The organism is Veillonellaceae bacterium, from assembly GCA_012523975.1.
Lineage (GTDB): Bacteria > Bacillota > Negativicutes > JAAYSF01 > JAAYSF01 > JAAYSF01.
Map to the genome: position 1 here is coordinate 91845 of JAAYSF010000065.1, position 18719 is coordinate 110563.

Here is an 18719-nt window from a genome sequence, read left to right on the forward strand (position 1 = left end):
TGCCTATTTCTATGAGGTGATCTTTTGCACGAGTTTTGGTCTAAAAACATCCAATTTATAAAGGGAGTAGGCCCAACTAAAGCTGCATTATTAAACAAGTTAGGTATATTTACCATATCTGATTTGATTGAGCATTATCCACGACGCTACGAAGATCGCAGCCAATTGAAACTAATAAGTCTACTTAACGACGGCTTAGTTGAAACATTTCAAGCCAAAGTAGTCAGCTTCGCCGATTCAAAGCCACGGCCAAATCTTATTATTACAAAGGCTGTAGTCCAAGATACCTCTGGTATTGCAAATTTAGTTTGGTTTAATCAACCCTACAAGAAAAAAGCTTTACGAATCGGCATGAATTTATTTGTTTCCGGAAAAATTCAGCGAAAGTTTTATCAATGTGAAGTATTAAATCCTGATATTGAAACAGTCGATGCCGATGATCATATAAATACCGGCCGCATTGTTCCTATATATCCCGCTAATGAAAGTATAAGCCAAAAGTGGCTCCGTTTACTGCTTTGGCAAGTTCTTACCGGCGATCATTATAACAGACCTATTGAAACACTTCCACAAGCAATTATTGAACAGTATAATTTAATGGATCGTTACGATTCTATTTTGAATATACATTTTCCAAAGGATCAAATTTCCTTGGCAAAGGCCAGACATCGTTTAGCCTTTGAAGAGCTTTACCTGCTGCAATGCGGCTTGTCTTATCTAAAACAGAAAAATAAGCAGAAGTGCCTTGGTATAAAGCATGCTGCAGACGGCGAGCTTGTAAAAAAGATATTGCATTCTCTCCCTTTTGACCTTACCAATGACCAAAGACGAGTACTAGCAGAAATCACAGCTGACATGGAAGATACCCTTTCTATGCAAAGGCTAGTTCAAGGTGATGTTGGTTCAGGAAAAACAATAATTGCGGCCTTAGCATTAGCAAAAACTGTCGAGAATGGGTTTCAAGGAGCTATGATGGCTCCGACCGAAATTCTTGCTGAACAACATTATCAAACTCTTAATAGTATTTTTATACCTTGCGGAGTAAAAACTGCACTACTGACCGGCAAACTTTCCCGACGCAAACGTCAAGATATTTTGCTGCAAATTAAAACAGGACAAGTTGATATTATCATCGGCACACATGCTCTAATTCAAGATGATGTAGAGTTTAATAGACTAGGCCTAGTTGTGACTGATGAACAGCATCGTTTTGGAGTATTACAGAGAGCTCGGCTTCAACTAAAAGGCACTATGCCGGACGTCTTGGTTATGACAGCTACGCCAATACCTCGAACTTTAGCACTAACGGTATATGGGGATTTGGATGTATCTAGTATAAGACAGTTACCTCCAGGTCGAAAACCGATTAGAACCTTTATCCGCGGAAGTGCAGGAAGAAAACGCGTTTATGATTTTGTGGCAGCTGAAACTGCAAAAGGCCGTCAAGCTTATGTAGTTTGTCCACTTGTTGAAGAGTCTGAAAAAATCCAAGCACAGGCTGCAACTACACTATACGAAGAACTTACGCAGGGTTACTTGAGAAATATTCCTTGTGGATTACTGCATGGTAAGCTGGCCAATAAAGATAAAGAGGCTATAATGGCTGAATTTTATAGCGGACGCATCAAAGTTTTGATTGCTACAACAGTCATCGAAGTCGGGGTCAATGTCCCGAATGCCACTATAATGGTAATCGAAGGCGCTGAAAGATTTGGTCTTGCCCAGCTTCATCAGCTGCGTGGGCGTATAGGCCGAGGCACAAAGCTTTCATATTGTATTTTGCTCTCTGATACTAAAAATGATGATACAAGAGAACGTTTAACTATACTTACCGAAACAAATGATGGTTTTGCCATATCCGAAGAGGATCTCAAGTTGAGAGGCCCAGGACAATTTTGGGGAACTAGACAGCATGGAATGCCTGACTTAAAAATTGCTAGTATTTTAAGGGATACCCCAATTTTACTTGAAGCTAGAAAGGCTGCGGAGTGGACATTTGCATCACCAGAACGCCTTGAACTGATCCGGCCAGCGGTGTCGAAATGGTTTGGAGAATCCTATTTGATGGCCTTCCAAGGTTAAAAAAAAAGAGGCGGTTTTTAAACCGCCAATTATGGGAGAGGAGAAAATTTACACTACTAATTTGCTCAATATGCACGTAGTTTATACACTCTTTAAATAAATTTTTTTCAATTATTTTAGAATTATAAGCGCACACTACAATAAAAGAGTAGTGGAGGTGCTTTGAATGAAAAATAATTATACTGATGAAATGCTAAGTAGTATAGCTGAGGAATGCCGTGAATTTGAACATATCATCAACGCAATGGGATATGGCTATTCACTCCTTAACGTATCTCCAGATAAGTTCACGAGAAACTGTTCTGATTGTGTTAACTGGCTAGGTGGTTCATGTGACATCTTCCACAATGAGCTCGACGAGCGATAGCACTGCACCGCAGTGCCTTTTCTTTGTAGAAAAAACCCTTTAACCAGTGTTAATTATTTCAATCATAAATTTTGATTGATATTTCCATTATTGTTTAATATACTCTAATAGTATAAATTCTAAGAAGAATTTGGGGTTTGTATGAATAAGTTATTTAGTTGGCTTTTTATACTTATTTTTATTTCATTGCTTTATTTTTGGCAGCCAGAGTTTTTTTATCAAATTTATGCCATAATTAAGAATGGCGATATTGCTGCTCTTGCAGGCTATTTACGTTCATTTGGTCATTGGACAATTGTAGCAATTATTGTTTTGTTCGTAATAATGACCTTTACCATTGTTTTCCCTTTTATGATTTTATCAGGTGCAACCGGAATTATTTATGGGTTATTTTGGGGCACAATTATTTCATGGTTGGGCGAAGTAACTGGCGCATTAGTAATGTATGTTTTTGTCCGATATTTTTTCCGTAGTGCTACTGAAAAATGGATTATAAAAAGTCCTTACCTAAAGAAAGTTGATGATTATAGTGCAGATAACGGCTTCAAAGTTCTATTGATAGCAAGATTATTGCCACTCGCTCCCTCAGGTATAATAACTGCAGTTGCCGCTATTAGCAGAATGTCATTTAAAGATTTCTTTACGGCGACCTTTCTTGGTAAACTTCCACCAGTGGTAATCAAAGTTATTCTTGGTCATGATATCGTCTTTGCTAGTGAGAACATGACCCGCCTGATTATTATTGTCGCTCTCGTTATTTTAATATACGCAGCCTTGTGGTGGCATAAACGAAAAAAAGTAAGAAACGAAATAGACTAAAATACGAAATTTTACATTTTAGTCTATTTCGCAAAATTAATCGTTCTTTATTTCTAGATAGAAGGAGCAAAAATGAGAATCAAATTTACGCTCAAAACTAAAATTATCTTTCTAGTTTTAAGCGTTGTTGCAATAATATTAATTGTAACTAGCCTTTTAATATCCAGAAGTATTGCCTATGAAGTAAAGGATAGTATCGGCCGCCAAGCCTTAAGTATAGCCCGAATTATAGCCCACTCCCCGATCGTAATTGAGGGCTTAGCTGGCAAGCGCGATATTCCTGAGATTCAGCATTATGCAAATGATGCTAAATTGATGGCAAATGTTCAGTTTATTGTCGTTCTTGATATGAACGGTATCCGTCTTTCACATCCGCTGCCTAGCCTGATTGGTCAACATCTGGTAGGTGGCGATGAACTCGAAGCTTTGAAAGGCAATGAGTACTTATCCGAAGCAGTTGGAACCATGGGCTATTCCCTACGAGCCTTTACACCCGTTTATGGACCAGACGGAAAGCAGATTGGGGTCGTTCTAGTTGGTATTCTTATGAAGTATGTTCATGATGCTGTAACAAAGGCCCAGATGATTTTATTTTTAACTATGCTAATTGGCATGATTATCGGAATATTAGGCGCACTGTATCTAGCGAGAGATATAAAGGCAACACTCCACGGCTTAGAACCTGAAGTCATTGCTAAAAAACTAGAAGAGCGTAATGTAATACTTCAATCGGTTCGAGAGGCCATTATTGCAATAGATATTTCTGGTAGAATTACATTAATTAACGAAGAGGGTAGTAGACTCCTTCGGTTTAGTGGTGTTACAACCGACCCATTGGGACGGCATATAACAGAATTTATACCGAGTACACGCTTAATTGAAGTCGTGAAAACTGGAAACCTTGAGCTAAATCAAGAAGTGAATTTTTTTGGGTCATCAATACTCGTGAATAACGTTCCACTGGTTGTTGACGGTATTATTGTCGGTGCCGTTGCTACCTTCCGCGATAAGACAGAAGTCAAGCAATTAGCAGAAGAATTAACCGGTGTTCGCGACTATGTTGACGCGTTGCGTGCACAATCTCATGAATTTATGAATCAACTTCATGTCATTTTAGGTTTGGTTCAGCTTGAAAACTATGATTTATTGGCATCATATATTCACCGTATTGCTGGTGAACATCAAGCGGAAGTAACCTATGTAGGAAGGCGTATTCGTAACCCAGTAATAGCTGGGTTTATCCTCAGCAAGCTGAGTATGGCCCGCGAAAAAAATATAACGATTAAATTACACGAAGACAGTTTTTTACCTGAGGTTAATAACGAAGAAATAACACATGAACTTGTTACTATTATTGGAAACTTGGTTGAAAATGCTTTTGATTCCGTATTGCAAAATCCTAAAAAGGAAGTGGAACTATTTATTAATTATAATGCAAACCTGATATCTATTGAGGTAAGTGATAGCGGATGTGGTATTAATCCAGAATTAGGCGAACATATCTATAATTTTGGTGTTTCAACCAAATCAGCTCAACGTGGTATTGGGTTACATCTAGTTAAGCTTAGTTTAGGCCGCTTAAACGGCAATATTGATTATGTTAGAAAAAATGGCCGAACAATTTTTAAAGTTTTGATACCTTATGAAAGTGTGGGGTAAATTACATGATTAAAGTACTTATTGTCGAAGATGACCCAATGGTTGCAGAATTAAACCGCCGATACCTGGAGAGGTTAAATGGATTTACACTGGCTGCCGTAGCCAGCAGTGGTGACCAAGCATTGTCGTATCTTGCTAGTAATGACGTTGATTTGATTTTACTTGATATTTTTATGCCGAATATTAATGGCTTAGATTTCTTGTCATCCCTTCGCGCTCAGCATTACGGAATTGACGTTATCTTAGTTACAGCAGCAAGGGACAAGCAATCCTTGCAGGAGGCTTTGCGACATGGGGCAGTCGATTATTTAATAAAACCGTTCGAATTTGAAAGATTTAAATCGGCATTGGTGGCCTTTAAACAAAGGCATGACTTTATCGAACATCAGTCACATATTGATCAAACATTACTTGATAAGCACTTATTTAACCAGCATAGCCGGGATAAAAGCAACGAATTCCCCAAAGGACTCGATCAACAAACTATGCAGAAAGTCTGTAAATGCATTTCTGAGTACCACGATGATTTTACAGCAGAAACAATGGCTGATATAGTTGGCATATCTCAGGTATCAATGCGAAAATATTTAAAATACTTAACATCGGTTGATCTGTTAAGTGTTAATGTATATTACGGCTCAGTAGGTCGACCAATATCTAAATATCGCTGCACTAGCAAGAAAATAATGCCTTTTTCTGGTAAGTGACGGTAACTTACTCCCTAATCTCATTTATTTTAATTAAAAAATCTTAAATTAATTTAACTATTTGTTCTACCAAATTATCTTTAGATATAATTAGGAGGTAGTATTAATTTTTTTGAGCAGGGGAGGAAGGTTTTATGATTTCTTTGCAAATTTTAGTTATATTGGGTTGCTTACTACTTGGCACTCGGTACGGAGGTATGGGGCTAGGTCTAATTGGCGGTATTGGTCTTTTTATACTTACTTTTGTTTTTGGTTTACAGCCGGGAAAACCGCCCATCGATGTTATGTTAACCATCCTGGCGGTAATCGGCTGTGCTTCTGTATTGCAAACGGCTGGTGGACTTAACGTAATGATGCAATTTGCTGAACGTCTTCTCCGCAAGCATCCAGCCTATGTAACTATACTGGCTCCTATAACAACTTGGTCACTGACTTTCTTATGTGGTACTGGTCATGTTGTATACACTATGTTCCCTATAATTTATGATATCGCAATCAAGCAAAACATTCGCCCAGAACGCCCTATGGCAGTCGCATCTGTATCGGCCCAAATGGGAATTTGTGCATCGCCGGTGTCAGTTGCCGTTGTTTCCATGGTATCAATGCTGGGAGCAGCTCATGGCATAGGTAAACCGATCGGAATTATTGAATTGTTGTCAGTTGCTATTCCGGCCTCATTTCTAGGTGTTCTAGCTGCCGCTGCTTGGAGCCTTCGCCGCGGTAAAGATCTCGATAAAGATGAAGAATTTCAAGCAAAAATTAATGATCCTAAACAAAAGTCATATGTGTATGGTGAATCTCAAACTCTGTTAAACCAAAAATTTCCTAAAGAAGCTTATTGGGCGACATGGATTTTCTTTGCCGCAATTGCTATAGTAGTTGCTTTCGGCGCATTTCCCGAATTACGTCCCTCGTTTGGAGTCCCTGGAAAAATGAAGCCACTTTCTATGAATTTAGTTATCCAGATGTTGATGCTGATTGCTGGTGCGATAATATTGATCACTTGCAAAGTTGATTCCCGAGATGTTTCTAATGGTACAGTATTTAAGGCTGGGGCAGTCGCTATTATCTCTGTCTTTGGCGTAGCTTGGATGGCCGACACATTTTTTGGAGCCCATTTTACACTGTTAAAAGCCGCTCTAGCCGGAGTTGTTGTTAGTCACCCTTGGACATATGCTATCGTATTGTTTTTAACTTCAAAACTAGTTAACAGCCAAGCAGCCGCACTAGCAGCAATTGCTCCGCTAGGAATTAGCCTTGGTGTAGATCCTAAGATGATGATAGCGTTCTTCCCCGCGGCATATGGCTATTTTGTATTGCCAACTTACCCAAGCGACTTAGCTTGTATTGGTTTTGATCGCTCAGGAACAACCCGTATTGGAAAATACATCGTTAATCATAGCTTTTTAATGCCTGGCTTTATCGGTGTCGGCACAGGCTGTATTATCGGATATCTCCTTGTAGCTTTATTTATGTAATTGCAAAGTAGCCTTATCTACAAAATGCTTGATAGAGCCGTTATATTTTTCATATAGTGGTTAAAATAATAACAAGATATGGCTATGAAGGAATCTAAATACAAATGGCGAATTTAAACTTTATAACCACAAAACAAGGAGGCGCAATACCTGAATGCCAATAGTTCAAATTGATATGTTAGAGGGACGCACTGTCGATCAAAGAAGAGAGTTAGTAAAAAGAGTTACCGAGGCAATATCTGAATCTGCTAATTGTCCACCCAGTGCCGTTACCATAATAATCCGCGAAATGGATAAAGAACATCTTGGTCAGGGCGGCGTACTACGTGCTGACCAATAGCCACACTGCAGTTAAGAACTCTCACAGCCCATTTCAAATTGAAATGGGCTGTTGTTTAACTATAACGAGGTGATTATATGGATACATGCCGTTATGCGTTAATAATGGAAAATTCAATAAAACAAGAAGTTATGCTTCGCTTGCAAAGTGGCCCTCTGCAATTGAAATCTCTTTTAGAAATGATTTCAACCTGCCAAGAAGCATTTATAGATATTCTTCAGAAAACATTTGATAAAAATAATTTAAGTACATATTTTCAACAAGATGCTATACAAACATTATTTGAAACTATTAGGCTGGAGAACAAGTTTGAGCTAAATAGTAACGATACAACTGAATTGGCAATGAACCTCTATATGACTCTTTCAACATTATCGAGCATTATCGAAAGGTCACTGCAATTTTATCGTCAAGCCGCCAATAACAGTGCTTATGAATATGAAAAAATATTTTACAATTCGCTTGCTGAGCAAAAAAAAGTCCTTAAACGCCGGATTGATTCAGCGTTACGAATAGTTTACAACAGTCTCTGGTCACAAGTTGGTTTTGCGCCTTTTTTATTTGGAAAAGAATGATTGCTCAATGTCCGATAATATATATTATGTATACAAAAGTTATAGCCAAGCTACATTGGTCATCCGTAGAGTAGTAGAAAGGATCGGTTTTAAGCTGCAATATTTTCAACAATGTTGCAGCGCGACATCAACACAGTTATTTTTATAGACACAATAAACTACGAAATGAAGATTCTAGAAAATAGATAATTCGATTGAGTATCTAGCAAAGTGGAATACTAAAGCAAATCTGTATAATAATCTGGATATTAAATGAAAATAAAACCTTACGACTGGAACATTCGCAAGTATCTACACCAGCTAAAAGAGTATAATTCTATTAAAAAAGTATACTTTGTAACTAGCGATAATTTATAGTTATCACTAGTTGAGAGGAAAATTTGAGATAGGAGTCTATATTTATGAGTAGCAATGACAAGTCTTTCGTTTTACGCAAAAATAATTTTATTCAAAACAACAATAAGCTTTCGATAAAGAGTAAAAAGCGTTTACAAAAATCTAAAGCTGATAATACATTGCGTGCATATGAATCAGACTGGTTGGACTTTTATGACTGGTGCTCACACCATAATTTGCAATCGTTACCAGCGGAACCAGAAACGATTATTAATTATATTAATGATCTAGCCGACCATGCCAAAGCTAATACTATATCTCGACGGCTAAGCGCGATATCAGAAAATCATAAAGCTGCCGGGTATGTTGACGATAATCCATGTCGTGGCGGTCTCGTTAGAAATGCACTTGATGCAATTAAGCGCGAAAAAGGCACTATGCAACGTGGTAAAGCGCCTATCTTAATGGAAGATTTACAAAATATTGTTTCATTCTTTGATAGCACGGATATTGCTGGAATCCGGGATAAAGCCCTACTACTTACCGGTTTCATGGGAGCTTTTCGACGGTCTGAACTAGTCAAAATTGATATTGAAGACCTAACTTTCACTCGGGAAGGAGTAATCATTCTCGTTGAAAAATCTAAAGGCGATCAGGAAGGTCAAGGCGAACAAGTTGCTATTCCTTATAGCTCAGATCCTAATATATGTGCAGTCACCGCGTTAAAATATTGGATACACAGCGCTTTCTTAGATTCAGGCCCTCTATTCCGCCCAGTTAATAAATATAAACAGGTTAGAGATAGACGATTAAGCAATCAATCTGTAGCGCTAATAGTAAAGAAATATGCCGCGCTTGCTGGTTTTAATGCAGATAATTTCGCTGGACATAGTTTACGACGTGGTTTTGCAACAACTGCCGCTCAGTATGATGTTGACGAGCGCTCCATAATGCAACAAACGCGTCATAAATCAGAAAAAATGGTGCGTAGATACATAGAACAAGGTAATTTATTCAAAAATAATGCTTTGAATAAAATGTTTTAATTGAAAGCAGCGTTCCATTCATTCCTCCCCCACCACCCTTATAAGCAATTTAGGAATCGACCTCCTCCGCTCTATTAACAAACACACTCATAGTGGCTGTAATATTTCTAATATATAAACTTATTCAACGTTAGGATATTACTGACTAATTGTCACATACTATTAAATGCGTAAACTATTTAGGAGGTGTTTTAATCTTGGTACATAGGGCCTTAACACAAAAAGAGCAGTCCTACCTGCAAGATGCATTAGAAATGGAAAACCTATGCATCGCAAAATATAATGTCTATTCCGATCAATGTCAAGATGAAGCGCTAAAAGAAATGTTATTTAATATCTCCAAAAATAAACGCGACCATGCCAATGCAATTAAGGATTTATTAAACCATTCGCAGCAAGGCTATCAATAATATACCAATACGAGGTGAAATCATGGTATACACTAAACGATATATGGGTACAAGTAAAAACCGTTTGTCGGATCGCGACATTTTGCTAGATGTACTTATGACAGAAAAACACATGTCGCAAGTATATGATACAGCAATTATGGAATCGACGAATAATCCTATTCTCGAATTGTTTGAAAGAATGCAGCATGATGAACACGAAAATGCGCGGACAATATTTAATGCTATGCAAGAACGCCGCTGGTATAGTGCCAATCAAAGCAACGAAAAGCACAACCCTCGACAGAAGACACCTTATACAAACAAATTTAGTAGTGATTACGCAGTAACTAGCGGATCACAAAATTTTGGAAGTAGGCTGCATCAATAACATTCAATAGCATAAAAAGTTAACTTGAGGTGGGATATTAATAACCCCACCTATTCTAATTATCTATCTAATAATCGTCTAATCTCGCTTAGTTTCTCTATAGTCGCCCTTTCTCCAAGCTTTATACAAGTTGGCGCTTTAACAACAAAATCCTTAAAGTTGATATCGTCAACAGCTGGCCTAATAATAACATCGGCATACTGCTCAGCCTTCAGAAGCGTAACCTCTCTCCCCATTATTTCTATACATTGAATAAGTATTTCGCCTACTGATTTTATATTATAAGTTTCCTGGCCAGCATATCCTAAATCTACCGCTATTATTATTTCAGCCCCCATATGCTTGAGAATATCGGTTGGCAGATTGTTCTTTACTGCTCCATCAACTAAGGTCATCCCACGATATTTTTTAGGAAAAAAAATGCCTGGTATTGAAATACTTGATCGAACTGCTTCTGTTAGCAAGGTATTATGATAATATCTTGCATTTAGAATAGCACGACTGCCTGGAATAGGTGTAGTAAAAAAAACAGTGTCAGCAGAATTGATATCAACGGCAGTTATTGCAATAGGAACCTGAGTATCACGGACTGTTCTATTTTTAAAAAACTGACCCAAGAAATGCTCAATTTTATCACCTTTTATCAAGCCTGCAGGCAAGACTGACCAAAATCTAAACATACCGCTCATCATCCATTTAGCGCCATGTTTTATTAAGTCTGGTATAGTAACTTTCAAATCAATTAATTTTTGAATATCTATTTGCTCAATTATATTTTCCATCTGGCGGGGTGTATATCCGCATGCATACATCGCTGCTACTATTGAACCAGCACTAGTTCCCGAAATAAAATTAATTGGAATCTTATTTTCTATTAGTGCTTTAATAACACCGATATGAGCTGTTCCTCTTATTCCGCCACCACTAAGCGCTAAGCCGACTTTATTTCTGTTGGATTGCTTTCCATTTATTTTGACCCGCATATTATCCCCCCCTTAGTGCAGTGCTTCTGTAATATGTTATGACGCACTAAGCTGGTACGGTGCAAAAAAATAAACTATCGGAATATCCTTCCAATAGTTTATTTTAATATGTTAAGAATAATCATCAGTATTGGCAATACTTAGTTGCTAGCTAATTATAGGCGCATATTGTATTACGGAAAACTTTAGCCTGATATAGAGCTGAATCAGCATGGTCAATTAATTCGAGAGCTGTAACAGCGTCATGGGGATAGCCGGCAACTCCAACGCTAATCGTTAATTTTCCGTTAGGCTGGGTTTCTTCATTTTTAAAATAGTGTTCAGCAATTGATTTGCGTAATCTTTCAGCCAGAACTTCAGCCTCTCCTATTTTGGTCTCAGGTAATAAAATCGCAAATTCTTCTCCACCGTATCTAACGGCAAAATCAACATCACGGCAGCAGTTACGAATAAGTGATGCTACAATACATAAAGCTTCATCTCCAGCCCGGTGACCGTTATTATCGTTATAGTGTTTAAAATAATCAATATCTACCATAATTAAAGATAGCGGACGATTGTACCTAATAGTTCTTTTCAACTCTTGATCTAAGATAGCTCTAAAGTAACGGTAGTCATAAAGTCCTGTCAACCCATCAGTTATAGCTTGTAATTCTACTGTGGCAACATGATTGGCATGAGCAATCGTCATGGCAATTTGACTAGCTAATGATCTTAGCAAGTCTAAATAATAAGGTTGCAATGTCCTGCCGTCATTAATATCAATATTTAAAACGCCAACAACCTTATCTTGAACAATTAACGGTACTGCCACTTCACTTATGCAATTATTTCCACCATCAATATATCTAGGATCATTTTTAACATTATCTACATAAATCAATTCACGTGATTGGACGGCAGATCCTGTAATTCCCTTTCCTACTGGTACTTTAATTGAAGCATCTAGGTGCCCACGAAAAGCAGTTATCCTTAACTCATTAGTGTATTCGTCTAGCAACAATAAGGAAACATTATCAAAATTAAGCTCGCGAGTTATACCATCTAAGATTTCTTCCAGAACTTCTCGCTCATTTACAGTCCTTTGAACAATAGAAGTAATTCGATATAATGCTGCAACCTTTTTGTGAGCCTGCTCTATGTCCATAAGATGAAAGTCCAAGTTCGATACAGCGATACATAGCTCACGATTAAGCGACTCGTATTGTTCTGACATAGAAGTAAATTCTTCTTCAATAAGTACACTTTCGGTGATATTATGAATAAATGCAACTGTGCCACTGTCTTCAGCAATAGGAACAAATTTCAATTCAAAATATTCTACAAGGCCATGAACAGTTATATGCTTAATCCTCAAAGCACCCGGTGAGCCTTCTGATTCTTGACAGCTATAATAAGCTGCAAATACAGCGTTAGCTGTTTCAGCAGAAAACAGAAAATTTAAACACCTCTTAAAGTCCTGATTTATGCAATGCTTTAATACAGGTCTTGATGGGTCGGAAGTATATGCATAAACTATCCTACCCTCATTAGTAATAACAATTATGGCTCCCTGGACAACGCTCATAACAGCTTTGAACATTGCTGCAGGAATTAGTGTTTCTATCATTTGATCTACCCACCCTAAATTTAGCTTTTATAGTAATTCGCTGATAGTGACAATAATCCTGCCAATAAATGTATTATAATAAAACAATGTACCTCAGTTGCAAGGGTACATTGTTTTTTTATGTTATCAACAATTTTTCTTAATATAATTCGCCCCGCGATAAAGCGCTTTTTCATTTATCTCCAATAATTTTGGCTTCTTAGCAAACATTTTGGCAAAGGCTTTCAGGACGGAATCAATTTCAACTGCAGATGTTGCAGCTACAATAGCGCCTAAAACAACCATATTTGTTACTTTAGTATTGCCAAGTTCATTAGCAATATCATTAGCCGGTATTTTACACACCTTTATGTCCGTTCTCTTTGCATCTCTTCCAATTAAAGAGCTATTAATTATTAAGGTACCACCTGGACGCAGCACAGGCTCAAATTTGTCCAAAGAAGGCAAATTCATAGCTACTACAATATTAGGCTCGGATACCATCGGAGCGCCAATGGGCTCGCCAGATACTATTACCGAGCAGTACGCTGTTCCTCCGCGCATCTCAGGGCCATAAGAAGGTATCCATGAAACATTCTTTTCTTCAATCATGCCTGCATATGTCATTAGTTGCCCCATAAGCATAATACCTTGGCCGCCAAATCCCGACATGATCATTTCGTATGTCATTTTGCTACCTCCTCTGGTGATTTGAGTACACCCAACGGGTAATACGGAATCATTTTGTCCTCCAGCCATTGAACGGCTTCTAATGGGCTCATACCCCAGTTAGTCGGACATATTGATAAAACCTCAACCAGAGAGAATCCTAAACCTTTTAATTGAATTTCAAACGCCTGTTTAATTGCCTTTTTGGCTCTGGTCATATTGGCCGGGTTGTTTACTGCTACTCGCGCAATATATTTTGCCCCATCAAGCGTAGCCAGCAATTCAGACATTTTTATTGGTTGGCCAGCGAAATCCGGATTACGGCCATAAGGCGATGTTGTAGTAACTTGATCAACAAGAGTAGTCGGCGCCATTTGGCCACCTGTCATACCATAGATAGCGTTGTTTACAAACACTGTAGTGATCCTTTCACCTCGTGCAGCAGCATGAACAATTTCAGCCGTTCCGATTGCAGCAAGATCTCCATCTCCTTGATAAGAAAAAACAACGGCATCAGGGTGTACCCGCTTCACACCAGTAGCAGTGGCAGGCGCCCTTCCATGGGCAGCCTCGAGCATGTCAAAATTAAAATAGTCGTAACATAAAACTGAACAACCGACAGGCGCTACACCTATTGCTTTTTCTTGCACGTTAAGCTCATCAATAACCTCTGCAACTAAACGATGAATAATACCATGGTGACAACCAGGACAATAATGGGTTGATACATCAGCTAAAGATTTAGGCCTGGCAAATAGTTTTTCAGTCATTTTATTTGCCCCCCCTAGCATTTATGATTTTTACAATTTGTTGATAAATTTCTTGTGGGTTAGGCATCACGCCGCCAGTACGTCCATAGAAATGAACCGGCTTAACACCGCCGACAGCCAATCTAACATCCTCAATCATTTGACCAGCACTCAATTCTAAAGTCAAGAGCTCAGACGCATTTTTTGAGGCCTCTGCCAACTGCTGTTCAGGGAATGGCCACAACGATATAGGCCGGAATAGACCAACTTTTATTCCTTCCGAGCGCGCTTTTTCCATCGCAGATCTAGCAATGCGTGAGGTAATCCCATAGGCGACAAGGACCAGTTCAGCATCTTCAGTTCTGATAGTTTCATAGCGAATTTCATTCGCTTTTATTAAAGAATATTTTTGTTGTAAATGGATATTATGTTGCTCTAAAGCTTCCGGTTTTAGATATAAGGAATTAATAATGTTAGGTTTATTACGTCCTCTAAGCCCAGTAGCGGCCCAAGGTTTATCGATTTTTTTAGTTTTAGCTGGAGTGAACTCTGCCGGCTCCATCATTTGCCCTAATGCGCCGTCTCCTAAAACTATTACTGGGTTACGATATTGGTCAGCTAAATCAAATGCTAATATCGTTATATCAACAAGTTCTTGAACTGAATTAGGTGCGAGTACTATGCTATGATAATCACCATGTCCGCCGCCTTTAGTTGCTTGAAAATAATCACCTTGGGCGGGCTGAATGCTTCCCAGGCCAGGTCCCCCTCGCATCATATTTACGATGACACAGGGAAGTTCAGCTCCGGCAATATAAGATATCCCTTCTTGTTTTAAGCTAATTCCAGGGCTGGAAGAAGAAGTCATAACCCTAGCCCCAGCTCCAGCAGCGCCATATACCATATTGATAGCTGCAACTTCACTTTCAGCTTGTACGAATACACCATCAATTTGGGGCATACGTCTCGACATATACTCGGTCAATTCTGTTTGCGGCGTAATGGGATAACCAAAATAATGGCGACACCCAGCAACTATAGCTGCTTCCCCAATGGCCTCATTGCCTTTCATTAATACCTTTTCTGCCACGATATTTCCTCCCCCCAACTGTTTATTTATGAATCTCAATCACAAGGTCTGGACAAGCCTTAGCGCACAGTAAACAGCCAATACATTTAGACTCATCAGAGCAACTGGCAGGACGATAGCCTTTACTGTTAAATTTATTAGATATTACAACAATCTTTTTTGCACAAACCTTAGTGCACAGTCCACAACCTTTACATCTTTCCTCATTAAACACAGGTCTCGGCATCTTATCTCCTCCCATTCCTTTTGATTATTAGAAAATTTGGGGAAAGTATTATCTTTTACATTTTTATTAAATTATTAATTTTAGTTGATAACTTCGTAATTCTAAAAAAGAACTCCTTTAATTGCTAAATGAATACAAAAGGAATACCCATGTCCATAACGGGTATTCCTTTTATATCTATTTAACCAATTCTAATGTAACATTGTTACTTAGCAGAGCAGCATTTCCTTCATCTGTATCAACATGCATCTCTAATTTATACTGATCATTAACACGGATTAATACTTTATCAAATACTAATGCGCGCTCACCTTCGCACTTAACCTTAACAATCTCTTTGTCCTTTACACCGAATGCCTCAGCATCTGCAGGAGTCATATGAATATGACGACATGCAACAATAACGCCTTCTTCAATCTTAACTGATCCTTGAGGTCCTACGATAGTTAGGCCAGGAGAGCCTTTGATATCGCCCGAGTCGCGAACCGGCGCCTTTAACCTTAATTTCATAGCATCAGTCATTGATAATTCTACCTGGGTTTCCTTACGCTCTGGGCCTAAAATTCGCACATTTTTAAATGTACTCTTTTCAGTGACTAAATCTACTGTTTCATTACTAGCAAATTGTCCAGGTTGGGATAAGTCTTTCTTAACAGTGAGTTGATAATCTTTACCATATAGAATATCAAGATGTTCACGTGATACATGTACGTGACGGGCAGAAATACCTACTGGAACTAGTTTTTCAGACATAGCAAACACTCCTTCTAGGATAAATATAGATATAGATTGGCTTCCTATTCAATAATCTCCGAGAAATAGACGACCGTTACTAGATCAGTCGGCGTAAAAGTTTTCTCATATATAGATTTTAGGAAAACCACTAAATCATCAATATTAGTAATATCTGGGTTCTCGCCTTGTAAATCCTCTTTAGTAAGCTGAGAAACTTGTTTAACTAATACCCTATCGATAACAGCAGTGAATATTTTCTTCCTTTGGGCAAACCTCTTACCAACCGTAACCCATACAATATCGCCTTCCTGATATTTTTCTGATTTGTCACCCCGACGGATTGTACAAGTCTTACGACGACACACAAGTTGATTGTGATAATTAGATGAGTAAAAGTTCAATGCGCGCATGTCATCCCCCCGTTAAGTCATAATTTAGTTTTAATTAGGAGGTTTCATATAAACCAGCTTGATATTATATAATTCTCTTTTAGGGGATAGACTCCTTGTAAAAAATGTGATTTTTTCGTTGTAACTAGATTTTAGCTAAAAATTTGTCAGTCTTAAGCCTCTTGTCTGCACTTCATATTTTAACTGTTCCTCATCTATAGTTGTTAGTTTACGGTTTTCCATTAGTACATTCCCATCAACAAGGACAGTATCTACATCGCTTAGTCCTGCTGAATATGTTAATAACGATAGCAAATCATAGCATGGGCACCAATGCAATCCACTCATATCAAGCAATACTATATCAGCCTTGAGGCCAACTGAAAGAGCGCCAGTGATATCCCCAATCCCTAGAACTCGCGCCCCATTGCTGGTAGCCATTTTCACGGCCTCAATAGCAGGCACGACTAGCGGATCAAAGGTATTCACCTTATGAAGCGTTGCCGCAAGCCGAAGTTCTTCAAACATATCCAGATTATTGTTGCTGGCTGCCCCATCAGTACCTAATCCCACTGACAATCCCGCTTTAAGCATTTTGGGAACCGGCGCAATACCACTTGCCAGTTTCATATTGCTGCCGGGATTGTGAGCAACACGTACATTTTTAGTCTTCATAATATTTATATCATCTTCTGTAACATGAACGCAATGTGCTGCTAGCACACCACAGTCTAATATGCCTAGTTGATCCATTAATTTAATTGGAGACACTTTATACTGTTGCTCACAGTTTTTTACTTCATCGGCAGTCTCTGCTAAATGTATATGTATTTCAGCGCCTAGACGGTGTGCCAATGAAACGACCTTTCTCAAATAATCCGGCGGACAAGTGTATGGAGCATGCGGCCCTAGCATAACTTTTATCCGTCCGTCAGCTGCATTATTATACTGGGTAAAAAAGTCTTCACTTTCTTTCAATGCAGCTTCAGCCGTCGGTGAAACACCAGCTATACCACGCGCCAAAACGGCCCGGATACCGCTCTCTGCAACTGCTTTCGCCACCTCTGGCATGAAAATATACATATCGGCAAATGCAGTAGTACCAGACTTTAGCATTTCCGCAATTGCTAACATACTGCCCCAATACACATCATCTGCTGTTAACTTGGCTTCTGCCGGCCATATTTTGTTTTGAAGCCAGTCCATCAAAAGCATATCATCAGCAAAACTGCGGAAGAGTGTCATAGCTGCATGAGTATGGGTGTTAACTAAGCCCGGTATTGCCAATTTACCGCTGCAGTCAATAACCTTGTCTGGTTTGCAGTCTTCAGATATATTTCCGACTGCAGTGATAATACTGCCTTCAATGAAAATATCACCTTTTTCAACCATATAGTTATCCCTAAGTATGTCAGCGTTTTTTAGTAAGGTTTTAGTCATATTAATCCTCCTTTCTGACGCTTCCGGTAATGCTGCAAATAAAAATTATGCATTGTTTCTATATCATTAGTACTAAGATCAATTGCTCCGCCTATTTGGCTAGCATAAATAAATATCTGCGCCGCCCGCTCTACCAATTCACAGGCTAATAAAGCTTCCCTTAAATTTGCACCACAACAAACAACACCATGGTTAGCCAATAGAGCTGCACCTTTATGCCCGAGTGCCGCTACAACATTTTCCGCCAATTCATTCGTGCCAGGCAAAGCATATTTTGCTACATCTACACTGCCCCCAATTACTTGTACCAAATCTTCAATAATTGGCGGAATAGACTTATTTGCAACGGCACAACTGCTAGCAAAAATACTGTGAGTATGGATTATTGCCATAATATCAGTACGGGCTCTATATATGGCCAAGTGCATTTGTAATTCTGATGAAGGCTTAAGACCTCCATCAATAACATTGCCATCTATATCTGTTAGAACTATATCTGTTTCTTGAAGATCACGATAATTTCTTCCTGACGGGGTTACGGCTATTGTACCCGTTCCAGGCACTCGCGCGCTAACGTTTCCCCAAGTACCCGCCACTAATTTTTTATCTAGTAAGGCACAACCAATCTTGAGAATACCTGAACGAGCTTCCATAGCAGTAT

Annotated in this window: 21 protein-coding genes; 11 read left to right on the top strand and 10 right to left on the bottom strand. The window is 38.7% G+C overall.

Going from position 1 to position 18719, the window contains the following annotated elements:
- Positions 1 to 24: 24 nt before the first annotated feature.
- From recG to GX348_08830, 11 genes are all read left to right on the top strand, one after another.
- Positions 25 to 2082 carry an ATP-dependent DNA helicase RecG gene (gene recG, locus GX348_08780; GenBank protein ID NLP42274.1) on the top strand — a complete coding sequence of 686 codons (2058 nt, stop codon included), beginning with the start codon at positions 25 to 27 and terminating at the stop codon, positions 2080 to 2082.
- Positions 2083 to 2248: 166 nt separating this feature from the next.
- Entirely contained in the window at positions 2249 to 2449 is a 201-nt protein-coding gene (locus tag GX348_08785) for a hypothetical protein (GenBank protein NLP42275.1), read from the top strand.
- 141 nt (positions 2450 to 2590) lie between these two features.
- Positions 2591 to 3268, top strand: a complete 678-nt coding sequence (locus GX348_08790) for a TVP38/TMEM64 family protein (protein NLP42276.1) — start codon at positions 2591 to 2593, stop codon at positions 3266 to 3268.
- A gap of 72 nt (positions 3269 to 3340) precedes the next feature.
- Positions 3341 to 4927: a two-component system sensor histidine kinase DcuS gene (gene dcuS, locus GX348_08795; GenBank protein NLP42277.1), complete on the top strand. Its 1587-nt coding sequence runs from the start codon at positions 3341 to 3343 to the stop codon at positions 4925 to 4927.
- A gap of 5 nt (positions 4928 to 4932) precedes the next feature.
- Positions 4933 to 5634 carry a response regulator gene (locus GX348_08800; GenBank protein ID NLP42278.1) on the top strand — a complete coding sequence of 234 codons (702 nt, stop codon included), beginning with the start codon at positions 4933 to 4935 and terminating at the stop codon, positions 5632 to 5634.
- Between the two features lie 134 nt (positions 5635 to 5768).
- Positions 5769 to 7112 carry an anaerobic C4-dicarboxylate transporter gene (locus GX348_08805; GenBank protein ID NLP42279.1) on the top strand — a complete coding sequence of 448 codons (1344 nt, stop codon included), beginning with the start codon at positions 5769 to 5771 and terminating at the stop codon, positions 7110 to 7112.
- A gap of 154 nt (positions 7113 to 7266) precedes the next feature.
- Positions 7267 to 7452, top strand: coding sequence for a 2-hydroxymuconate tautomerase family protein (locus GX348_08810; protein NLP42280.1), 186 nt, complete (start codon positions 7267 to 7269; stop codon positions 7450 to 7452).
- A 77-nt stretch (positions 7453 to 7529) separates the two neighbouring features.
- Positions 7530 to 8027, top strand: a complete 498-nt coding sequence (locus GX348_08815) for a hypothetical protein (GenBank protein NLP42281.1) — start codon at positions 7530 to 7532, stop codon at positions 8025 to 8027.
- A gap of 401 nt (positions 8028 to 8428) precedes the next feature.
- Positions 8429 to 9409 (top strand): tyrosine-type recombinase/integrase, encoded by a 981-nt coding sequence (locus GX348_08820; protein NLP42282.1) that lies wholly within the window; start codon positions 8429 to 8431, stop codon positions 9407 to 9409.
- 197 nt (positions 9410 to 9606) lie between these two features.
- Positions 9607 to 9819 carry a ferritin-like domain-containing protein gene (locus tag GX348_08825; GenBank protein NLP42283.1) on the top strand — a complete coding sequence of 71 codons (213 nt, stop codon included), beginning with the start codon at positions 9607 to 9609 and terminating at the stop codon, positions 9817 to 9819.
- Between the two features lie 22 nt (positions 9820 to 9841).
- Positions 9842 to 10189, top strand: a complete 348-nt coding sequence (locus GX348_08830; protein NLP42284.1) for a spore coat protein — start codon at positions 9842 to 9844, stop codon at positions 10187 to 10189.
- A gap of 59 nt (positions 10190 to 10248) precedes the next feature.
- Here GX348_08830 and GX348_08835 read toward each other — a convergent pair whose 3' ends face one another.
- The 10 genes from GX348_08835 to GX348_08880 all read right to left on the bottom strand — a co-directional run bounded on the left by GX348_08835 (position 10249) and on the right by GX348_08880 (position 18711).
- Positions 10249 to 11172 (bottom strand): patatin-like phospholipase family protein, encoded by a 924-nt coding sequence (locus tag GX348_08835; GenBank protein ID NLP42285.1) that lies wholly within the window; start codon positions 11170 to 11172, stop codon positions 10249 to 10251.
- Between the two features lie 151 nt (positions 11173 to 11323).
- On the bottom strand, positions 11324 to 12781 hold the full coding sequence (locus GX348_08840; protein ID NLP42286.1) for a sensor domain-containing diguanylate cyclase: 1458 nt from the start codon (positions 12779 to 12781) through the stop codon (positions 11324 to 11326).
- Between the two features lie 126 nt (positions 12782 to 12907).
- Positions 12908 to 13450, bottom strand: coding sequence for a 2-oxoacid:ferredoxin oxidoreductase subunit gamma (locus tag GX348_08845; GenBank protein NLP42287.1), 543 nt, complete (start codon positions 13448 to 13450; stop codon positions 12908 to 12910).
- Positions 13447 to 14199 (bottom strand): 2-oxoglutarate oxidoreductase, encoded by a 753-nt coding sequence (locus GX348_08850; protein ID NLP42288.1) that lies wholly within the window; start codon positions 14197 to 14199, stop codon positions 13447 to 13449. The genes GX348_08845 and GX348_08850 overlap by 4 nt, the downstream gene beginning before the upstream one ends.
- Position 14200: 1 nt before the next feature.
- Complete coding sequence (locus tag GX348_08855) at positions 14201 to 15268, bottom strand: 3-methyl-2-oxobutanoate dehydrogenase subunit VorB (protein ID NLP42289.1); 1068 nt, start codon at positions 15266 to 15268, stop codon at positions 14201 to 14203.
- 22 nt (positions 15269 to 15290) lie between these two features.
- Positions 15291 to 15494 (bottom strand): 4Fe-4S binding protein, encoded by a 204-nt coding sequence (locus tag GX348_08860; protein ID NLP42290.1) that lies wholly within the window; start codon positions 15492 to 15494, stop codon positions 15291 to 15293.
- 177 nt (positions 15495 to 15671) lie between these two features.
- On the bottom strand, positions 15672 to 16247 hold the full coding sequence (locus tag GX348_08865) for a phosphate propanoyltransferase (GenBank protein NLP42291.1): 576 nt from the start codon (positions 16245 to 16247) through the stop codon (positions 15672 to 15674).
- A gap of 44 nt (positions 16248 to 16291) precedes the next feature.
- Positions 16292 to 16639, bottom strand: coding sequence for an ASCH domain-containing protein (locus tag GX348_08870; protein NLP42292.1), 348 nt, complete (start codon positions 16637 to 16639; stop codon positions 16292 to 16294).
- Between the two features lie 135 nt (positions 16640 to 16774).
- Positions 16775 to 18058 carry an amidohydrolase gene (locus GX348_08875; GenBank protein ID NLP42293.1) on the bottom strand — a complete coding sequence of 428 codons (1284 nt, stop codon included), beginning with the start codon at positions 18056 to 18058 and terminating at the stop codon, positions 16775 to 16777.
- A complete protein-coding gene (locus GX348_08880; protein ID NLP42294.1) occupies positions 18055 to 18711 on the bottom strand; it encodes a class II aldolase/adducin family protein in 657 nt (218 codons plus the stop codon). Before GX348_08880 ends, GX348_08875 begins: the two co-directional genes overlap by 4 nt.
- Positions 18712 to 18719 lie beyond the last annotated feature (8 nt).